This window comes from Streptomyces sp. NBC_00878, from assembly GCF_026341515.1.
Taxonomy (GTDB): domain Bacteria; phylum Actinomycetota; class Actinomycetes; order Streptomycetales; family Streptomycetaceae; genus Streptomyces.
Genome location: NZ_JAPEOK010000001.1, coordinates 10,204,892 through 10,221,775, shown reverse-complemented (window position 1 = coordinate 10,221,775; position 16,884 = coordinate 10,204,892). Strand labels below are relative to the sequence as shown.

The window sequence follows — 16,884 nt, the reverse complement described above, 5'->3', positions numbered from 1 at the left end:
TGCACGGTGAGGTGTTCCGTCCCACCCATTGCCGTCCTCCCGTCTCAGGAACGAGAACAGGTTGCAGGAGGGGAGGGACCAGTTCAAGGGTTTTCTGACAGACAGTCAGATTTCTTCTGCGCGGACCCTTCACAGTTGTGGCGGCCTTTGCTCTGATGACCGGCGAAGCGATGACGCACGTCCATTCGTCGATGCTTGCCGGGGTCAGGAGGAGCGGTGGAGTACAACCTTGCCGACCTGTTCGAGTCGGTCGTCGACGTGGTCCCCGACCGCGAGGCACTCGTCTACATCGACCACCCCGGCACGGGCGCGGAGCGCCGCCTCACCTACGCCGAGCTGGACGCGGCGGCCAACCGCATCGCGCACCACCTGATCGACAGCGGCATACGCCCTGGTGAGCATCTCGGGCTGCACCTCTACAACGGCATCGAGTACCTGCAGACCGTCCTCGGCTGCCTCAAGGCGCGGATCGTGCCGGTCAACGTCAACTACCGCTACGTGGAAGAGGAGTTGGTCTACCTCTACCGAGACGCGGATCTGGTGGCGCTGGTCTTCGACGCGGAGTTCACCGAGCGGGTCGCGGCGGCCCTGCCACGCGCCTCGGCGCTGCGGCATCTCGTACGGGTGGGCACCCCGGCCCCCGGCGCACCCGCGCTGCCTGAGGTGTCAGCGGTGGACTTCGCCGACGCCGAGGCCTCCGGATCATCCGGGCGCGGCTTCCCGCCCCGCTCGCCCGACGACCAGTTCATCATCTACACCGGCGGCACGACCGGGATGCCCAAGGGGGTGATGTGGCGTCAGGAAGACCTGTTCTTCTCGGGGTTGGGCGGTGGCGCTCCGACGGGCGAGCCGGTGAAGACACCGGAGGAGGTCGCCGAGCGGGTCGCGGCCGGCGGCGACGGGATCACCTTCTTCCCCGCGCCCCCGCTGATGCACGGCACCTCGACCCTCACCGCCTTCATCGGCTTCAACTTCGGCCAACGCATCGTGATCCACCGCAAGTTCGTGCCCGAAGAAGCGCTGCGGACCATCGAGAAGGAGAAGGTCACCAGCATGTCGCTGGTCGGCGACGCCATGCTGCGCCCGCTCATCGACGCGTTGGACGGGCCCCTGAAGGGCACCGACTGCTCGTCCATGTTCAGCGTCTCCTCGTCCGGCGCGATCATGTCGGAGACGGTCCGCGCACAGTTCCAGACGCTCCTGCCGAACGTGATGCTGCTCAACAACTACGGCTCCTCCGAATCCGGCTTCAACGGCACGGCGACAGCGGACTCGGGCCCCGACCGCGGCTTCCGGATCCGCGTCAACTCCCGTACACAGGTGGTGGATCCGGCGACGCGGAAGCCGGTCGCCGTCGGCGAGCCGGGCCGCGTCGCCCAGCGTGGACACGTGCCACTCGGCTACTACAACGACCCGAAGAAGACCGCCGAGACCTTCTTCGAGAAGGACGGCGCACGGTGGGTCCTGCTCGGCGACATGGCGACCGTCGACGAGGAGGGTGTCGTCACCGTCCTGGGGCGCGGCTCGCAGTGCATCAACACCGGCGGCGAGAAGGTGTATCCGGAGGAGGTCGAGCAGGCGCTCAAGTCGCATCCCGACGTGTACGACGCGCTGGTCGCGGGAGTGCCCGACGAGAAGTGGGGCAACCACGTGGCCGCCGTGGTCCAGCTGCGCGAGGGCGCCGGGCGGCCGTCCCTGGACGACATCCAGACCCACTGCCGCGCCCATCTCGCGGGCTACAAGATCCCGCGCCAGCTGGTGATCACGGGCACGATCCAGCGCTCACCGAGCGGCAAGGCGGACTACCGGTGGGCACGCTCGATGGCGGCGGAGGCCGCCCGCTAGACCTCACCCCTGGCGTGCGGAGTGCGCCGCACAGACCCCACCTCTTCCTCGCGTGGCAGCCCCATGTCTTGACGACGGCCCGTACCCCTGAATTACTGATCCAGAGCAAAGCGACCGAATGATCGGTCGCCCGCAATGGATGTAATAGACGTAATGGAACGTTTGGTGAGGGAGCGGTCCCATGGCGGATTCGACGGACCTGCTGGACGCGGGCGAACGGCTCGACGCGGAGGGGCTGCGCGCACTCCAGCTGGAGCGGCTGAGGACATCGCTGCGGCACGCGTACGAGAACGTGCCCTTCTACCGGGACTCCTTCGACAAGGCGGGGCTCGGCCCCGACGACTGCCGCTCGCTCGCCGATCTGGCGCGCTTCCCGTTCACGACGAAGGCGGACCTGCGCGAGAACTATCCGTACGGGATGTTCGCCGTGCCGCGGGACCGTGTCCGCCGCATCCATGCGTCGAGCGGTACCACCGGGCGCCCCACGGTCGTCGGCTACACCGAGAACGACCTTTCCATGTGGTCCGACATGGTGGCCCGCTCGATCCGCGCGGCCGGTGGCCGGCCCGGTGACACGGTGCATGTGGCGTACGGCTATGGGCTGTTCACCGGTGGGCTCGGCGCCCACTACGGCGCGGAACGGCTCGGTTGTACGGTGATCCCCGCGTCCGGCGGCATGACGGCTCGGCAGGTGCAGCTGATCCAGGATCTGAAGCCCGGGATCATCATGGTGACGCCCTCCTACATGCTGACGCTTCTCGACGAGTTCGAGCGGCAGGGCGTGGACCCGCGGCACACCTCGCTCCGGGTGGGCGTCTTCGGTGCCGAGCCCTGGACCGAGGAGATGCGCCGGGAGATCGAGGAGCGCTTCGCGATCGACGCGGTCGACATTTACGGGCTGTCGGAGGTGATCGGCCCGGGCGTCGCCCAGGAGTGCGTGGAGACGAAGGACGGGCTGCACATCTGGGAGGACCACTTCTACCCGGAGATCGTCGATCCGCTCACCGGCGAGGTGCTGCCGGACGGCGAGGAGGGCGAGCTGGTCTTCACCTCGCTCACCAAGGAGGCCATGCCCGTGATCCGGTACCGGACCCGGGACCTCACGCGACTGCTTCCGGGTACCGCTCGGGTGTTCCGCCGGATGCGGAAGATCACCGGGCGCAGTGACGACATGGTCATCCTGCGCGGCGTGAACCTCTTCCCCACGCAGATCGAGGAGATCGTCCTGCGCACACCGGGTGTCGCCCCGCACTTCCAGCTGCGGCTGACCCGCGAGGGCCGCCTCGACGCGCTCACCGTGCGCGCCGAGGCCCGGGCGGGCGCCACACCCGAGATCCGCGACGAGGCCGCGCGCTCCATCACGGCGGCCGTGAAGGACGGCATCGGAGTCTCGGTCACCGTCGAAATCGTCGAACCGGAGTCGCTGGAGCGGTCGGTGGGGAAGATCAAGCGGATCATGGACCTGCGCCCGCGCTAGGGCAGGGCCCTAGGCCCGTCGTCCGCACCGGCACCGGACCGCGGAGCCGGTGCGGACCGCATCGCCTCTACCGCTTGGGCGTCGAGCCGTACGCGGTCAGGAAGCGGTCGCGGAAGGAGTCCATCTTCCATACCGGCGCCGACTGGTCGGGCTTGATGCCGTCCGTCCAGCCCCAGTCGTCGATCTTGTCGAGTACGGACTTGTCGTGGGCGACGATCGAGACGGGCACGTCCCTGCTGGCGTTGCTGCCGCTGACCTTGGCCATGGGCTGGTGGTCGCCGAGGAAGACGAGCACGGTGTTCTTGTCGCCGTACTTGACCACGTAGTCGATGAGGGAGTTCACCGAGTACTCGATGGACTTGCCGTACTCCTCCTTCACCTTGGTGGAGTCGTAGAACACGTCCGAGGGGTCCTTGCCCGCCTTCTCGATGCCCTCGTAGACCGAGCCGTCGCCGACCTGGTCCCAGGGGATCGTCTTGGGGAGCGGTGCCCAGGGCTGGTGGCTGGAGGTCAGAATGATCTCGGACATCAGCGGCTTGTCGCGCTTCTTGCCGTGCTCCAGGCGCTCGAAGGCGCTCAGGGTGTACTGGTCGGGCATGGTCGACCAGCTGAACTTCGGGCCCTCGTAGCCGAGTTCCCGGGAGTCGTAGACGTCGTCGAGGCCGTAGAACTTGCCCTCCGGCCAGTTCTTCTGGATGCCCGGCATGATGCCCACGGTCCGCCAGGCGCCGGTGCGCTGGAAGGCGCCGGTGATGGTCAGGTGCTCGCCCGCGGTGACGGTGCGATAGCGGTTCTGGTTGTTGATCCACAGACCCGACAGGAAGGTCGAGTGACCGAGCCAGCTGCTGCCGCCGTAGGTCGCCGAGGTGAGCCAGCCGCTCTTGGCGGAGTAGCCGGCCTTGGTCAGTGCCTCGTTCTTGGCATCGAGCGTCGCGCCGACGCCCGCGGCGGTGGCCTCGTCCTCGATCGCGCTGCGGCCGTAGCTCTCGATGAAGGCGATCATGACGTCCTTGCCGCGCAGATCGGTGAGCAGCTGGTCGCCAGGGGTGCCGCCGAAGGCGTCCTTCTTCGCCTCCTTGGCGAACGCCGCCTCGTCCTTGAGGGTCGCCTGCACCCGCTTCACCCGGTCCTCGACGCGGGCGACCGTGGTCCTGGCCGCGAGCGCCGGACCGGAGTACTGCAGGCCGAGCGCCGCGCAGACGACCCAGGCGGTACCGACCACCATGGTTGCTCGGCTGGCCGCGTCTCGGTTACGGACCATGACGTTGCTCAACCGGAGCACCGCCAGGGTCATCACGACGAGCACGATGAGGACGAGGGCCACGACCGCGACCACGGCGCCGATCGCGCCCCCGTTGCCCATCGTGTCCTTGAGGTATGCCTGCGCGTCGTCGAAGAGAACCCAGTCGAGGACCACGTTGAATCCTCGGCCGAGGAACATGTTGAAGCCGATGTCGAGAAAGTTCAGGACGGTCAGCAGACCGAGTCCCGCGCCGGCGACGACCGCCACCACGATCCGTGGCCTGCGCGGCAGGACGATGAGGACGGCGGCGCCGAGGACCGCCTCCACCGGGATACGCAGGAACATGCCGGGCCGGAAGTCGTCGGGGTCGGTCGGCATGAGGAGTGCGAAGTACACGAGTGCGAGGGACAGGGCCGTGGCGGCCCATCCCACGTTGCGCACGGCGACCGCGTGGCGGTCCCGCCACTTGCGCGAGGCGACGGGCTCGTCCGGGGTCTCATCGGGACGGTCACTCGCGGCCTCGCTGGGGCTGTCGCTCGCGGAGGTGTCCTCGTCGGGGACGGTGGTTCCGTCGGCTGCGGGAGCGTTCGCAGCGGCCGCGCTGTCCGCGACACTCTCCTCGACCGCGGGGGCCTTCTCAGTGACCGCGCCGTCCGCGACTGCGGGGGTCTTGTCGGAGCCCTCACCTTCCTCAGCTGCGGGGGCCTCTTCGGAGGCCGGCTTCCCCTCAGCCTCGGATTTCTCCTCATCCTCGGAGGCCTTGTCAGAGGCAGTGCCGGTGTCGCGGACGGGTTCCTTTTCTTCGACCTCTTCGACCTCTCCGACCTCTTCGACTTCCTCGACGGAGGTGCTGAGCCGGGTGTCGTCAGACGTGTCCGCAGGAGAAGCCTCCGCGGTCACGTCCTCCTCGGGGGTTGTCCGGTCCATGTCCGGCAGCTGGCGAGAGTTCGTGGTGCTCGACACCCGAAGGTCCTTCCTTGCGAAACCCGGTGGTGATGTGGCGGACCAGGCTCGGGTGGTCGGGCCGCCGTTAGCTGGTACGGCTCACCGGCGGCTTCAGTTCAACGACCGAGGATCCAACCGCCAAGGATTCAATCACCAGGGGCGGAACCACCGGAGGCGGGGCCACCGGACCCGACCTCCGAAGGCTCCGCTCCGAACCGGTCCCGCAGCTCCCGCTTGAGGATCTTCCCGCTGGCGTTGCGGGGCAGTTCGTCCACGAACACCACCCTCTTCGGCGCCTTGAAATGGGCGAGGTTCTCGCGCGCGTGGGCGACCAGTTCGTCCTCCGTGACCGCGCCGCGGGGGACGACCACCGCGGTCACGGCCTCGATCCAGTGGTCGTCGGGCAGCCCGATCACCGCGACCTCGGCCACCTCGGGATGCGTGTAGAGCGCGTCCTCGACCTGCCGTGAGGCGACCAGGACTCCCCCGGAGTTGATGACGTCCTTGACCCGGTCGACGACGGTGAAGTACCCCTGCGCGTCCCGCACCACGAGATCACCGGAGTGGAACCAGCCGTCCCGGAAGGCCTCGGCCGTCTCCTCGGGCTTGTCCCAGTAGCCCTCGCACAACTGCGGTGACCGGTAGACGACCTCACCGGACGTGCCGTCGGGCACGTCCTCGCCCTTCTCGTCGACCACCCGCGCGTCCACGAACAGCACCGGACGCCCGCAGGAGTCCAGGCGTGCCTTCCGGTGCTCGTGCGGCCCGAGGACCATGGCCAGCGGGCCGATCTCGCTCTGCCCGAAACAGTTGTAGAAGGCGAGCTTGGGGAGCCGTTCCCGCAGCCGTTCGAGAACGGGCACCGGCATGATCGACGCCCCGTAGTACGCCTTGCGCAGCCCGCTCAGGTCGCGGGTCGCGAAGTCGGGACGGTTCGACAGGCCGATCCACACGGTGGGCGGCGCGAAGAGACTGTCCGCGCGACCCGCCTCGATCAGGTCGAAGAGCTGCTCGGCGTCGGGTGCGTCGATGATGGTGTTCCGGGCGCCGACCGCGAGATACGGCAGCAGGAACACGTGCATCTGCGCCGAGTGGTACAGCGGCAGCGAGTGCACGGGCAGGTCCCCCGCGCTCAGGTCGAGGGCGGTGATCGCGCTCAGATACTCGTGCACCAGCGCCCGGTGCGTCATCATCGCGCCCTTGGGCAGGGCCGTCGTGCCCGAGGTGTAGAGCAGCTGCACCAGGTCCTCGGTACGCGGCTCGGGGCCGTCGTACGGAGGTGTCGACTCCAGCCGCGCGAGCAGCGAGTCGTCCGCGTCGCGCAGCGGCATCACCCGTACGCCGTCCGGGAGTCGGTCGGCGAGGTCGGGGTCGGCCAGGACGAGCGTGCTGCCGGACTGGCCGACGATGTACGAGAGGTCGTCGCCGGATAGGTTCTGGTTGACCGGCACGTGTACGAGCCCGGCGCGGGCGCAGGCCAGGAAGCCGATGAGGTACGCGTCCGAGTTGTGGCCGTAGGCGCCGACGCGGTCGCCGGGAGCCAGGCCCGAGGACCGCAACACCTGGGCCGCCCGGGAGACGGCCTCGTCGAGTCCGGCGTACGTCCAGGTGCGGTCGCGGTAGGTGACCGCGTCGCGCTCCGGGGTACGTCGGGCGCTGCGCCGCAGCACCCCGTCAACTGTGCTGCCGTGTCCAGGCGTCATGACACGTGATCCTCGTTCCGTCGCGCGAGCGAGGTCAAGTCGGCGAGACCGAGACCGAGACAGGCACCGACGCCGGCACCGCCATGGACACCGTACCGATCACTCAGCCGTGGACACGGTGGGTGAACGCCGTGTGGTCCCAGCCCACATGGAGTGGGACCACACAGCCCCTCGCTGACGCCTGTCTCACCGGCACATGTCGGCCCCTCACACGGGTCGGGTACGGCCTTCCCAGTACGGGTCCCTCAGCCGGCGCTTGTACAGCTTCCCGTTGGGGTCGCGTGGCATCGTCTCGATGAAGTCGACGCTTCTCGGCCGCTTGTACCCGGCCAGCTGCCGCTCGCAGTGCTCCAGGATCTCGGCGGCCAGTGCCTCGCCCGCTTCGAAGCCGGGAGCGGGTTCGACGACGGCCTTGACCGCCTCGCCCCAGTCGTCGTGCGGAATTCCGAAGGCGGCGGCGTCGCCGACGCCGGGGTGGGTGAGCAGGGCGGCCTCGATCTCGGCGGGGTAGATGTTGACCCCGCCGGAGATGATCATGTCGATCTTGCGGTCGCGCAGGAAGAGATAGCCGTCCTCGTCGAGATACCCCAGGTCGCCGACGGTGAAGAAGTCTCCGATGCGGTTCTTCCTCGTCTTGTTCTCGTCCTTGTGGTACGAGAATCCGCCCGTGCTCATCTTCATGTAGACGGTGCCCAGTTCACCGGGCGGCAGCCGGTTCCCGTCGTCGTCGAAGACGGCCAGCTCGCTGATGGGCCAGGCCTTGCCGACCGTCCCGGGCTTCTTCAGCCAGTCCCCGGCGGTCGCGAAGGCACCGCCGCCCTCACTGGCCGCGTAGTACTCCTCGACACTGTGGCCCCACCACTCGATCATGGCCCGTTTCACGTGGTCCGGGCATGGGGCGGCGCCATGGATGGCGTGCCGCATGGACGACACGTCATAGCCCGCCCTTATGTGGTCCGGCAGTGCGAGCAGGCGGTGGAACTGGGTCGGGACCATATGGGTGTGCGTGCACCGGTGGGCGTCGATGAGCCGCAGCATCTCCTCGGGCGTCCACTTGTCCATCAGCACCAGCCGGTGCCCGATGTGCAGGGACGCGCCCGCGAACTGGAGGACCGCCGTGTGGTAGAGCGGCGAGCACACCAGATGCACGTTGTCGTCGAACGGCTTGATGCCGAAGATGCCGAGGAAGCCGCCGAGGTAGGTCTCCTCGGGGAGCTTGCCGGTCAGGGGGCGCCGGATGCCGCGCGGGCGGCCCGTGGTCCCGGAGGTGTAGTTCATGACCCAGCCGAGCGTGCGGTCCTCGGGCACCGCCCCGGGCTGCCCGTCGAGGAGGTCGGCGTACGGACGGAAGCCCTCGACCGCTCCGACCGCGTACCGCCGGTCCGCGGGGAGCTTCGCCTCGTCGGCCGCGTGGCGTGCGGCGTCGGCGAACCGCTCGTGCGCGATCAGCACCTTGGCGCCGGAGTCGGAGACGATCCAGGCGATCTCGGGGCCGACGAGGTGGTGGTTGACGGGCACGAGATAGAAGCCGGCCTGCGAGGCGGCGAGGTACGCGGTGAAGAACTCGACGCCGTTGGGCAGCACGACGGCGAAGGCGTCACCGCGTTCGAGCCCGGCGGCGCGCAGTCCGTGCACCAGCCGGTTGGTCTCGGCGTGCAGCCGTCCGGCGGTCCACTCCTCGCCGTCGGTCGCGACGAGCACGGTGCGCTCGGGGTCGGCGGTGGCCTGGGCCCAGAAGCCGTTGGGGTGCCGGCTCACTCGTGGCTCCTTCCTGCGATGCGGTCGAGTCGGTCGACGGCCTCCTCGAAGCCGCGGGTGAGGTCGTCGACGACTTCCTGGACGCTGCGTTCGCTGTTCATCCGGCCGACGATCTGTCCCACGGGTGTCCCGAGCAGCGGTTCGACCTCGTGCCGCTGGATCCGCGAGACCGCCTCGGCGACCAGGAGCCCCTGCAGGGGCATGGGGAGCGTGCCGGGCCCGTTGGGGTCGTCCCAGGCGTCGGTCCATTCGGTGCGGAGCTGGCGTGCGGGTTTCCCGGTCAGCGCGCGCGAGCGGACCGTGTCGCCCGACCCGGCGGCGAGCAGCTTCCGGGTCAGGGCGCGTGAGTGCATGTCGGCCTCTGTGGTGGTCAGCCATATGGAGCCGAGCCACACACCTTGGGCGCCGAGAGTGAGCGCGGCGGCCATCTGCTGGCCGCTGCCGATGCCGCCCGCCGACAGCACGGGCAACGGGTGGACGGCCTCGACGACTTCGGGCGTCAGCACCATCGAGGCGATGTCACCGGTGTGGCCGCCGGCCTCGTAGCCCTGCGCGACGACGATGTCGATGCCCGCCTCCGCGTGCTTGCGGGCGTGCCGGGCGCTGCCCGCGAGCGCGGCGACGAGCACGTTCTGGCCGTGGGCGCGCTCGATGACATCGGCGGGCGGTGAGCCCAGCGCGTTGGCCAGCAGCTTGATCGGATAGTCGAAGGCGACGTCCAACTGAGTGCGGGCGACCTGTTCCATCCAGCCGGTGATGCGCCAGCCGGAGACCTCGCCCTCGGCGAGTTCGGGCACGCCGTACTTGGCCAGGGTGTCCTTGACGTACTGGCGGTGTCCCTCCGGGATCATCGCCTCCACGTCCGCCTCGGTCACGCCCTCGACCTTCTTGGCGGGCATGACGACGTCCAGCCCGTACGGCATGCCGTCGACATGCGCCTCGATCCAGTCGAGGTCGCGTTTGAGGTCGTCGGGGGCGGTGTAGCGGACCGCACCGAGCACACCGAACCCACCGGCCCGGCTGATCGCGGCGGCGACGGCGGGGAACGGCGTGAAGCCGAAGAGGGCGTGCTCGACTCCCAGTTTCTTGCTCAGCTCCGTCTGCATGGGCGCAGGATGCCGCAGTCCTCCGGACGAAGGAAGACCTTTTCTGATGGTCCGTCAGTTTGCTCAAGTCGGTATCGGCCAGGACCAGTCGGGGCGGCACCGTTGACACGTCCCCCGTCTGACACAAAAGTTTCACCGAGCACAGCGAACTCGGAAAAATACTTTCAGGCGGCACGGCAAACGCGGCAGCACAACGGGAGGCTCCTCGATGACGGACAGAGCGGGCGGCGGGCCGACCCGTCGTCAACTGGGCCGCGGTCTATCGGCGTTGGGCGGCGCGCTGATCCTCGCACCGCTCCCCTCGGCATCGGCCGCACCCCGCGCCACCGGGAGCAGCGGCGACGCCGACGGCCGCCCGACCCTGCGGCACGGCTCCGCCGAACGCGCCGGACTGCTCCCCGCTCACCTGCGCCAACTCGTCGCCGACGCCGAGACGTTCCTCGGCCCCTCCCCCAAGTACCCCTGGTACGCGGGAGCCGTGCTGCTCGCCGGACGCGGCGGTACGGTCGCGCTGCACCACCCGATCGGCAAGGCGGTGCGCTACTCGGCGTACGACGAGAAGACCGACACCGCCGTGGAGTTCCCCGCCGACCAGCAGATCGCGATGGCGCGGGACACGGTCTTCGACCTCGCCTCGGTGTCGAAGCTGTTCACCTCGATCCTCGCCGTGCAGCAGATCGAGCGCGGCACGCTGGAGCTGGAGGGGAAGGTCGCCTCGTACCTCCCGGACTTCGGCGGTGCGGGCAAGCAGGACATCACGATCCGTCAACTGCTCACCCACACCTCGGGGTTCCGCGCGTGGATCCCGCTCTACAGCGCGCCGACGTACGAGGAGAAGCTCCAGCGGATCTGGAAGGAGGCGCCGCTCAACCCGCCGGGCACCGCGTACCTCTACTCGGACCTCAATCTCATCTCGCTCCAGCTCGTCCTGGAGAAGATCACCGGTCGCACCCTGGACGCCCTGCTCGGCAGCGAGATCACCGCACCGCTCGGAATGCGCCGCACCCGCTTCAACCCGCCGGCGTCCTGGAAGCCGAGGATCGCAGCCACCGAGGACGCCCGTAAACCGTGGTCGGGGCTCGACCGGGGCCTCGTCCGGGGCGAGGTGCACGACGAGAACGCGTACAGCCTCGGTGGTGTGGCGGGCCATGCCGGTGTCTTCTCCACCGCGTGGGACCTGGCGGTCCTCGGCCGTACGCTTCTCAACGGCGGTGCGTACGGCGGGGCTCGCATCCTGGAACCCGAGTCCGTGGAGTTGATGTTCACGGACTTCAACACCGCGTTCCCGGGTGACGAGCACGGCCTCGGCTTCGAGCTCTACCAGCACTGGTACATGGGCGCGATGGCCACGCCGAGCACCGCGGGCCACACCGGTTTCACCGGCACCTCGCTCGTGCTCGACCCGACGGCCGACTCGTTCCTCATCGTTCTCGGCAACTCCGTTCATCCGGTGCGGAGTTGGCGGTCGGGTTCCGCTCCCCGGGTGGCCGCCGCCAACAACCTGGCCCGCGCGGTGCCGGTCCGGCCCGCGCGAGGACGTACGGCCTGGTTCTCCGGCATGGCGACCGCCACGGCCGCCACGCTGACGCTGCCCGCGCTGGACGTCGGCGCCGAGGGCCGTCTGCGAGCCGCCCTGTGGTGGGACACCGAACCGCGGGCGGACGCCCTCTTCCTGGAGTCCTCGACGGACGGCGGCACCACGTGGCAGCCGGTGCCGTTCAGCACCGTCCGGCGCGGTGAGACCGCCCAGGAGCACCCCGCCGGTTCCGTCACCGGCTGGTCGGGCCGGGCCTGGCACCGGCTCACCGCGGATCTCCCCGAGGCCCGGCAACTCGTCCTGCGCTGGCGGTACACGACGGACCGGCTCTACGTCGGCCGAGGCGCGTACGTGGACGCGCTACGTGTCGCGGACGGCGACCGGGTCGTGTTCGACGAGGCCAGGCCCGCGGACGCGGCACGCATCGAACCGGTGGGCTGGACGCCCGCCAAGGACTGACCGCCACGAGCCTCAACGAACGCCCGCCGAACACTACTTGGCGGTCACAAGGTCACCAGGTCACCTGGTCGCCAGGTCACGAGGACTCCTCCAGCACCGCCATGGCGGCGTTGTGCCCCGGCACTCCGCTCACCCCGCCGCCGCGTACCGCGCCCGCGCCGCACAGCAGGACGTTCGCGTGTGCGGTCTCCACGCCCCAGCGGCCCGTGCCCTCCTGCGCGTAGGGGAAGGCGAGGTCGCGGTGGAAGATGTTACCTCCGGGCAGCCGCAGGTCGCGCTCCAGGTCGAGCGGTGTCTTCGCCTCGATGCAGGGGCGGCCGTCCGCGTCGGTCGCCAGGCAGTCGGCGAGCGGCTCGGCGAGATGCGCGTCCAGCTGCGCGAGCGTCGACTTGAGCAGTTCCTCGCGTACGCCGTCGTTGTCGTGGGCGAAGAGCCGGGCGGGTGTGTGCAGGCCGAAGAGTGTGAGCGTGTGGTAGCCCTGCTGCACCAGGTCCGGGCCGAGGGTCGTCGGATCGGTGAGCGAGTGGCAGTAGATCTCGGAGGGCGGCGCCTCGGGCAGCGCACCGGAGGCGGCCTGCGCGTGTGCGGTCGCCAACTGCTCGTATCCCTCGGCGATATGGAAGGTCCCGGAGAAGGCCTCGCGCGGATCGACGGACGTGTCGCGCAGCCGGGGCAGCCGCTTCAGCAGCATGTTCACCTTGAGCTGGGCGCCCTCGGCCGGGGCGGGCGGCTCGTCACCGGTGAGCCGGGCGAGCTCCTGCGGGGAGGCGTTGACGAGAACGTGCCGGGCCGAGACGGTCCCCTCTCCGTCCGCGGTCCGGTACGTGACCTCGGCGGTCCGCCCGTCGGTCTCCACACGGACAGCCTCATGACCGGTGGCGACGACCGCGCCCGCGGCGCGCGCGGCTCCGGCGATCGCGTCGGTGAGCGCGCCCATGCCGCCGACCGGCACGTCCCAGGCGCCCGTACCGCCGCCGATCACGTGGTAGAGGAAGCAGCGGTTCTGTCGCAGGGACGGGTCGTGGGCGTCGGCGAAGGTGCCGATGAGGGCGTCGGTGAGGACGACGCCGCGTACGAGATCGTCGCCGAAGGTGTCCTCGACGGTCACCCCGAGCGGCTCCTCGAAGAGGGTCTTCCACGCCTCCTCGTCGTCGATGCGGAGGCGCAGTTCGTCGCGCGTGGGCAGCGGTTCGGTGAGGGTGGGGAACACCTTTTGGGCGACGCGGCCGGTCATACCGTAGAAGCGCTGCCAAGCCTGGTACTCGCGGCCGGAGCCGGTCAGCCGGGCGAAGGCCTCCCGGGTACGCCGTTCGCCGCCGCCGACGAGCAGTCCGGCCGGCCGGCCGTCGCGTTCGGTGGGGGTGTACGAGGACACGGTGCGGCCACGCACCCGGAAGTCCAGGCCGAGGTCCCGCACGATCTTCCGGGGCAGCAGACTGACCAGGTACGAGTACCGCGACAGCCGGGCGTCGACACCGGCGAACGGCCGGGTGGACACGGCCGCCCCGCCGGTCACCCCCAGCCGCTCCAGAACCAGCACGGACTTCCCGGCCCGCGCCAGATAGGCAGCGGCGACCAGCCCGTTGTGCCCCCCACCGACGATGACGACATCCTGCTCCCGGCGTCCCTCGTATGCACCCATGCCTCTAGGTAACACGCGATGATCTAGATCAGCCAGACCTGGTCGGCAGCTGGCCGAGCAGCAGACGGCGCCCTACAGGGGCGCGGGGCTGTGACATTTGCGGCTCCGCCGCGGGGCGCGCCCAGCCACGGACGACCCGCAGCCGACGAACAACCCCCGGCAGGGGTTCGGGGGCGCAGCCCCCGTCTCGATCCGGCGCACCCCAGCGGAGCGTCACCGTTGGCGTAACGCCGCCACCCTCCGATACAACTCCACCGCCTCCGCCCCACGCCCCAGCTGTTCCAGACAGTGCGCTTCGTCGTTGCGGCTGGCCAGCGCGTCGGGATGGTCGCTGCCCAGGACCCGCTCGCGAGCGGCGGCCACCTGGCGGTACTCCGTGAGCGCGTCGGCCCAACGGCCGAGCCAGCCGAGCCCGACGGCGACCTCGCGACGGCTGACCAGGGTGTCCGGGTGGTCGGGACCGAGCACGCGCTCCCGGATCGCGCACACGTCACGGGACTCGGCGAGGGCCTCCTCCCAGCGGCCGAGCCGGCCAAGGTTGACGCCGAGTCCGTGCCGGGCGCGCAGGGTCTCGGGGTGGGCGGGGCCGTGGACGCGAGTGCGGTCGTCGATCAGGCCGCGGTAGAGCTCCAGCGCGTGGGCGCTGCGCCCGAGGCGGCCGAGGCTGATGCCGACCTCGTAGCGCGCGGCGAGCGTGTCGGGATGGTCGGGGCCGAGGGCCTGCGCCCGCGCCTCGGCGACCTCCTGGTACGTCTGCAGCGCCTCCGGCCAGCGGCCCAACTGCCCGAGCGCGTACGCCACTTCGTACCGTGTGACGAGGGTGTCGGGATGGTTCGGGCCGAGCACCCGGGCACGGGAGGCGGCCACCTCGCTCGCCATCCGGTACGAGTCCTCCAGGCGTCCGAGCCTGCTGAGGTTGAAGGCGAGGTTGTGGCGGCAGCGCAGGGTGTCGGGGTGCTCGGGGCCCATGGCGCGCTCCCGGGCCGCCAGCACGGCTGTGTAGACCTGGTGCGCCTCGAAGTGACGGCCCAACTGGCCCAGTACGTAGGCCATTTCCTGGCGGGCGGCCAGGGTGTCCGGGTGGTCGGGGCCGAACACGTGCTCCCTGGCCTGGGCCACGTTCCCGTACTCGCGCAGCGCGTCGGCGGGGCGGCCGGTGCGGCTGAGGGTGAAGCCGACCTCGTAGCGGCTGGCCAGGGTGTCGGGGTGGTCGGGGCCGAGGGCGTGCTCGCGTTCGACGGCGACCGCTCGGTGTACCTCGCCCGCCTCCGCCCATCGGCCGAGCCGTCCCAGGCTCAGGCCCGCGTTGTGCCGGCCGGTGAGGGTGGTGATCAACTCCGGTGACGGCGTGGGCCGTTCGGCGGGCACCGGCTCCTGGGCCCCGCGCCGGTCGGTGCGGGCGATCCAGTCGCCGGTGAGGCCAGCGGCGGCGTCGGGCGGTGTGGTGCGCAGACCCGCGCCGGTCGCCTTGTGTCCGGTGGTCATCCCGCGGGTCCAGGACGGCAGCCGCGCCTCGCGGGCGGCGGGCCGCTCCGCCGGTGCGGGCCGGACCGGGGGCGACACCACGGTCGGTACGTACACCGGTGAGGTGCGGCCCGCGCCGATGCGACGGCCCAGCTCGCGGGCGTCGTGCGGTCGCTCCCCGGGTTCCTTGGCCAGCAGGTCCAGGATGATCCGGTCCAGGTACTCGGGGAGTTCGGCGCGATGGCGGCGCGGCGGCTCGGGCAGCGTGTCCCGGTGGCCCACGAGGACCGCCCACGCGTCGTCGAGGTCGAACGGCGGCGCGCCGGTGGCGATCTCGTACAGCACGCAGCCGAAGGAGTAGAGGTCGCTGCGCTGGTCGACCTGGTCGCCGCCGATCTGCTCCGGCGACATGTAGTGCGGGGTGCCCATGGCGATGCCGGTGCCGGTGAGCCGGGAGGTGAAGCCGATGTCGTGGCCGAGGCGAGCTATGCCGAAGTCACAGATCTTCACCGTGCCGTCGCCGAGCCGCATGATGTTCGCGGGCTTCAAGTCCCGGTGCACGATGCCCTGTTGGTGGGTGTACGCGAGCGCGGCGGAAGCCTGTTCGGCGATGTCCACGATGTCGTCGACCGGCAGCGGATGCTGTTTGTTGTCCTCCAGGAGCTGGCTGAGGTTACGCCCGTCCAGCAGCTCCATCACCAGATAGAGCACCCCGTCGGACTCGCCGAAGTCGTGGACGACGGTCACCCCGCGGTGCTGGAGAGCCGCGGCCACCCGGGCCTCGCGACGGAACCGCTCCCGCAGGACGCGCGTGAACGACTGGTCGTGGTGCTGGTTGAGCGGCTTCAGGCACTTGACAGCGACCTGTCTACCCAGCGACTCGTCCCGGGCACGCCACACCTCGCCCATGCCGCCTCGACCGATCAGGTCGAGCAACCGATACCGGCCCTGGATCAGCCTGGTGTCCCCCATCTGCTGCGATCGCCCCCGTCGTTGTTCGACCCCGCCCTCCCCTGGCTCGTCCAGTATGGCGAGCTATCGTCCGACTTTGTACGGTGCCCGGCGCGAGCCGGGGCCGAGCCGTGACCTGGCACGGATAATGTGTTTGGTCGGCGGTTGCCCGCGTAGACGTGCGGGAACGCAGCGCCACACGGTACCGATGGGACGCGGTTGCCTCGCCGACGCGCCGCGGGACCGTACGGATCTTCCGTACAACTCATGGGCGCACGACGGCAGTGAGGCGTACGACGACCGCGACACACGCCCCCACAGCGGCGCGCACGCCGGGACGAGCGGCGGATGGGAGTGGGCGTACGCCGCAGGAAGTCCTCGACGTCCCGCGCCTCCGCTCCCGCGGCCGGTTCAGGTCGTGTCGTGTCGGCGTACTCGGCCAATTCTGCCTGGCCAGAGGGCGCTTCGGCGGAGTCGAGACCCACCAGCCGTGCAGTGACGTGTTGTTCGTCGACGTTGCGGGTGGCCCGTACGTCCGTAGGGCGGAAGCCGGAGCGGCGCAAGGCGTGCGGACAGGAGTCGATCTCGGCGCAACGCACCAAGAGCAGCGGCCAGGGTTCGTCGATGCGGTACCTCTCCCCCCGTGTCGGGGTCGGTCGCCGTGAGCATCGTGTGAATCTTCGGCACGCGCACATCGGCTTCCTCAGCTGCCTCGCTCGTCCCGTACGTGGTGGAGGGAGAGCGCACGGACTCC

General features: G+C 70.0%; 10 protein-coding genes. 3 read left to right on the top strand and 7 right to left on the bottom strand.

Going from position 1 to position 16,884, the window contains the following annotated elements:
* Positions 1–216: 216 nt before the first annotated feature.
* Complete coding sequence (locus OHA11_RS44535; RefSeq protein WP_266506826.1) at positions 217–1,845, top strand: acyl-CoA synthetase; 1,629 nt, start codon at positions 217–219, stop codon at positions 1,843–1,845.
* Positions 1,846–2,026: 181 nt separating this feature from the next.
* Positions 2,027–3,322, top strand: coding sequence for a phenylacetate--CoA ligase PaaK (gene paaK, locus OHA11_RS44530; protein WP_266506824.1), 1,296 nt, complete (start codon positions 2,027–2,029; stop codon positions 3,320–3,322).
* 67 nt (positions 3,323–3,389) lie between these two features.
* On the opposite strand, the gene OHA11_RS44525 is transcribed toward paaK, so the two are convergent.
* The 4 genes from OHA11_RS44525 to OHA11_RS44510 all read right to left on the bottom strand — a co-directional run bounded on the left by OHA11_RS44525 (position 3,390) and on the right by OHA11_RS44510 (position 10,077).
* Positions 3,390–5,528 carry a sulfatase gene (locus tag OHA11_RS44525; protein ID WP_266506822.1) on the bottom strand — a complete coding sequence of 713 codons (2,139 nt, stop codon included), beginning with the start codon at positions 5,526–5,528 and terminating at the stop codon, positions 3,390–3,392.
* Positions 5,529–5,656: 128 nt separating this feature from the next.
* Positions 5,657–7,213 carry an acyl-CoA synthetase gene (locus tag OHA11_RS44520; RefSeq protein WP_266506820.1) on the bottom strand — a complete coding sequence of 519 codons (1,557 nt, stop codon included), beginning with the start codon at positions 7,211–7,213 and terminating at the stop codon, positions 5,657–5,659.
* A 207-nt stretch (positions 7,214–7,420) separates the two neighbouring features.
* Positions 7,421–8,971, bottom strand: a complete 1,551-nt coding sequence (locus OHA11_RS44515; RefSeq protein ID WP_266506818.1) for an acyl-CoA synthetase — start codon at positions 8,969–8,971, stop codon at positions 7,421–7,423.
* The gene (locus tag OHA11_RS44510; RefSeq protein WP_266506816.1) at positions 8,968–10,077 is read right to left on the bottom strand and encodes a nitronate monooxygenase family protein; all 1,110 of its coding nucleotides are present in this window, start codon (positions 10,075–10,077) and stop codon (positions 8,968–8,970) included. Before OHA11_RS44510 ends, OHA11_RS44515 begins: the two co-directional genes overlap by 4 nt.
* A 208-nt stretch (positions 10,078–10,285) precedes the next feature.
* On the opposite strand from OHA11_RS44510, the gene OHA11_RS44505 reads away from it, so the two are divergent.
* Positions 10,286–12,073, top strand: coding sequence for a serine hydrolase (locus OHA11_RS44505; RefSeq protein ID WP_266506814.1), 1,788 nt, complete (start codon positions 10,286–10,288; stop codon positions 12,071–12,073).
* A 76-nt stretch (positions 12,074–12,149) separates the two neighbouring features.
* Here OHA11_RS44505 and OHA11_RS44500 read toward each other — a convergent pair whose 3' ends face one another.
* The 3 genes from OHA11_RS44500 to OHA11_RS44490 form a co-directional block, all read right to left on the bottom strand.
* Entirely contained in the window at positions 12,150–13,715 is a 1,566-nt protein-coding gene (locus OHA11_RS44500) for an NAD(P)/FAD-dependent oxidoreductase (RefSeq protein WP_266506812.1), read from the bottom strand.
* Between the two features lie 213 nt (positions 13,716–13,928).
* Complete coding sequence (locus tag OHA11_RS44495; protein WP_266506810.1) at positions 13,929–16,151, bottom strand: tetratricopeptide repeat-containing serine/threonine-protein kinase; 2,223 nt, start codon at positions 16,149–16,151, stop codon at positions 13,929–13,931.
* Positions 16,133–16,825: an oxygenase MpaB family protein gene (locus OHA11_RS44490; protein ID WP_353962969.1), complete on the bottom strand. Its 693-nt coding sequence runs from the start codon at positions 16,823–16,825 to the stop codon at positions 16,133–16,135. Before OHA11_RS44490 ends, OHA11_RS44495 begins: the two co-directional genes overlap by 19 nt.
* Between the last annotated feature and the right edge of the window lie 59 nt (positions 16,826–16,884).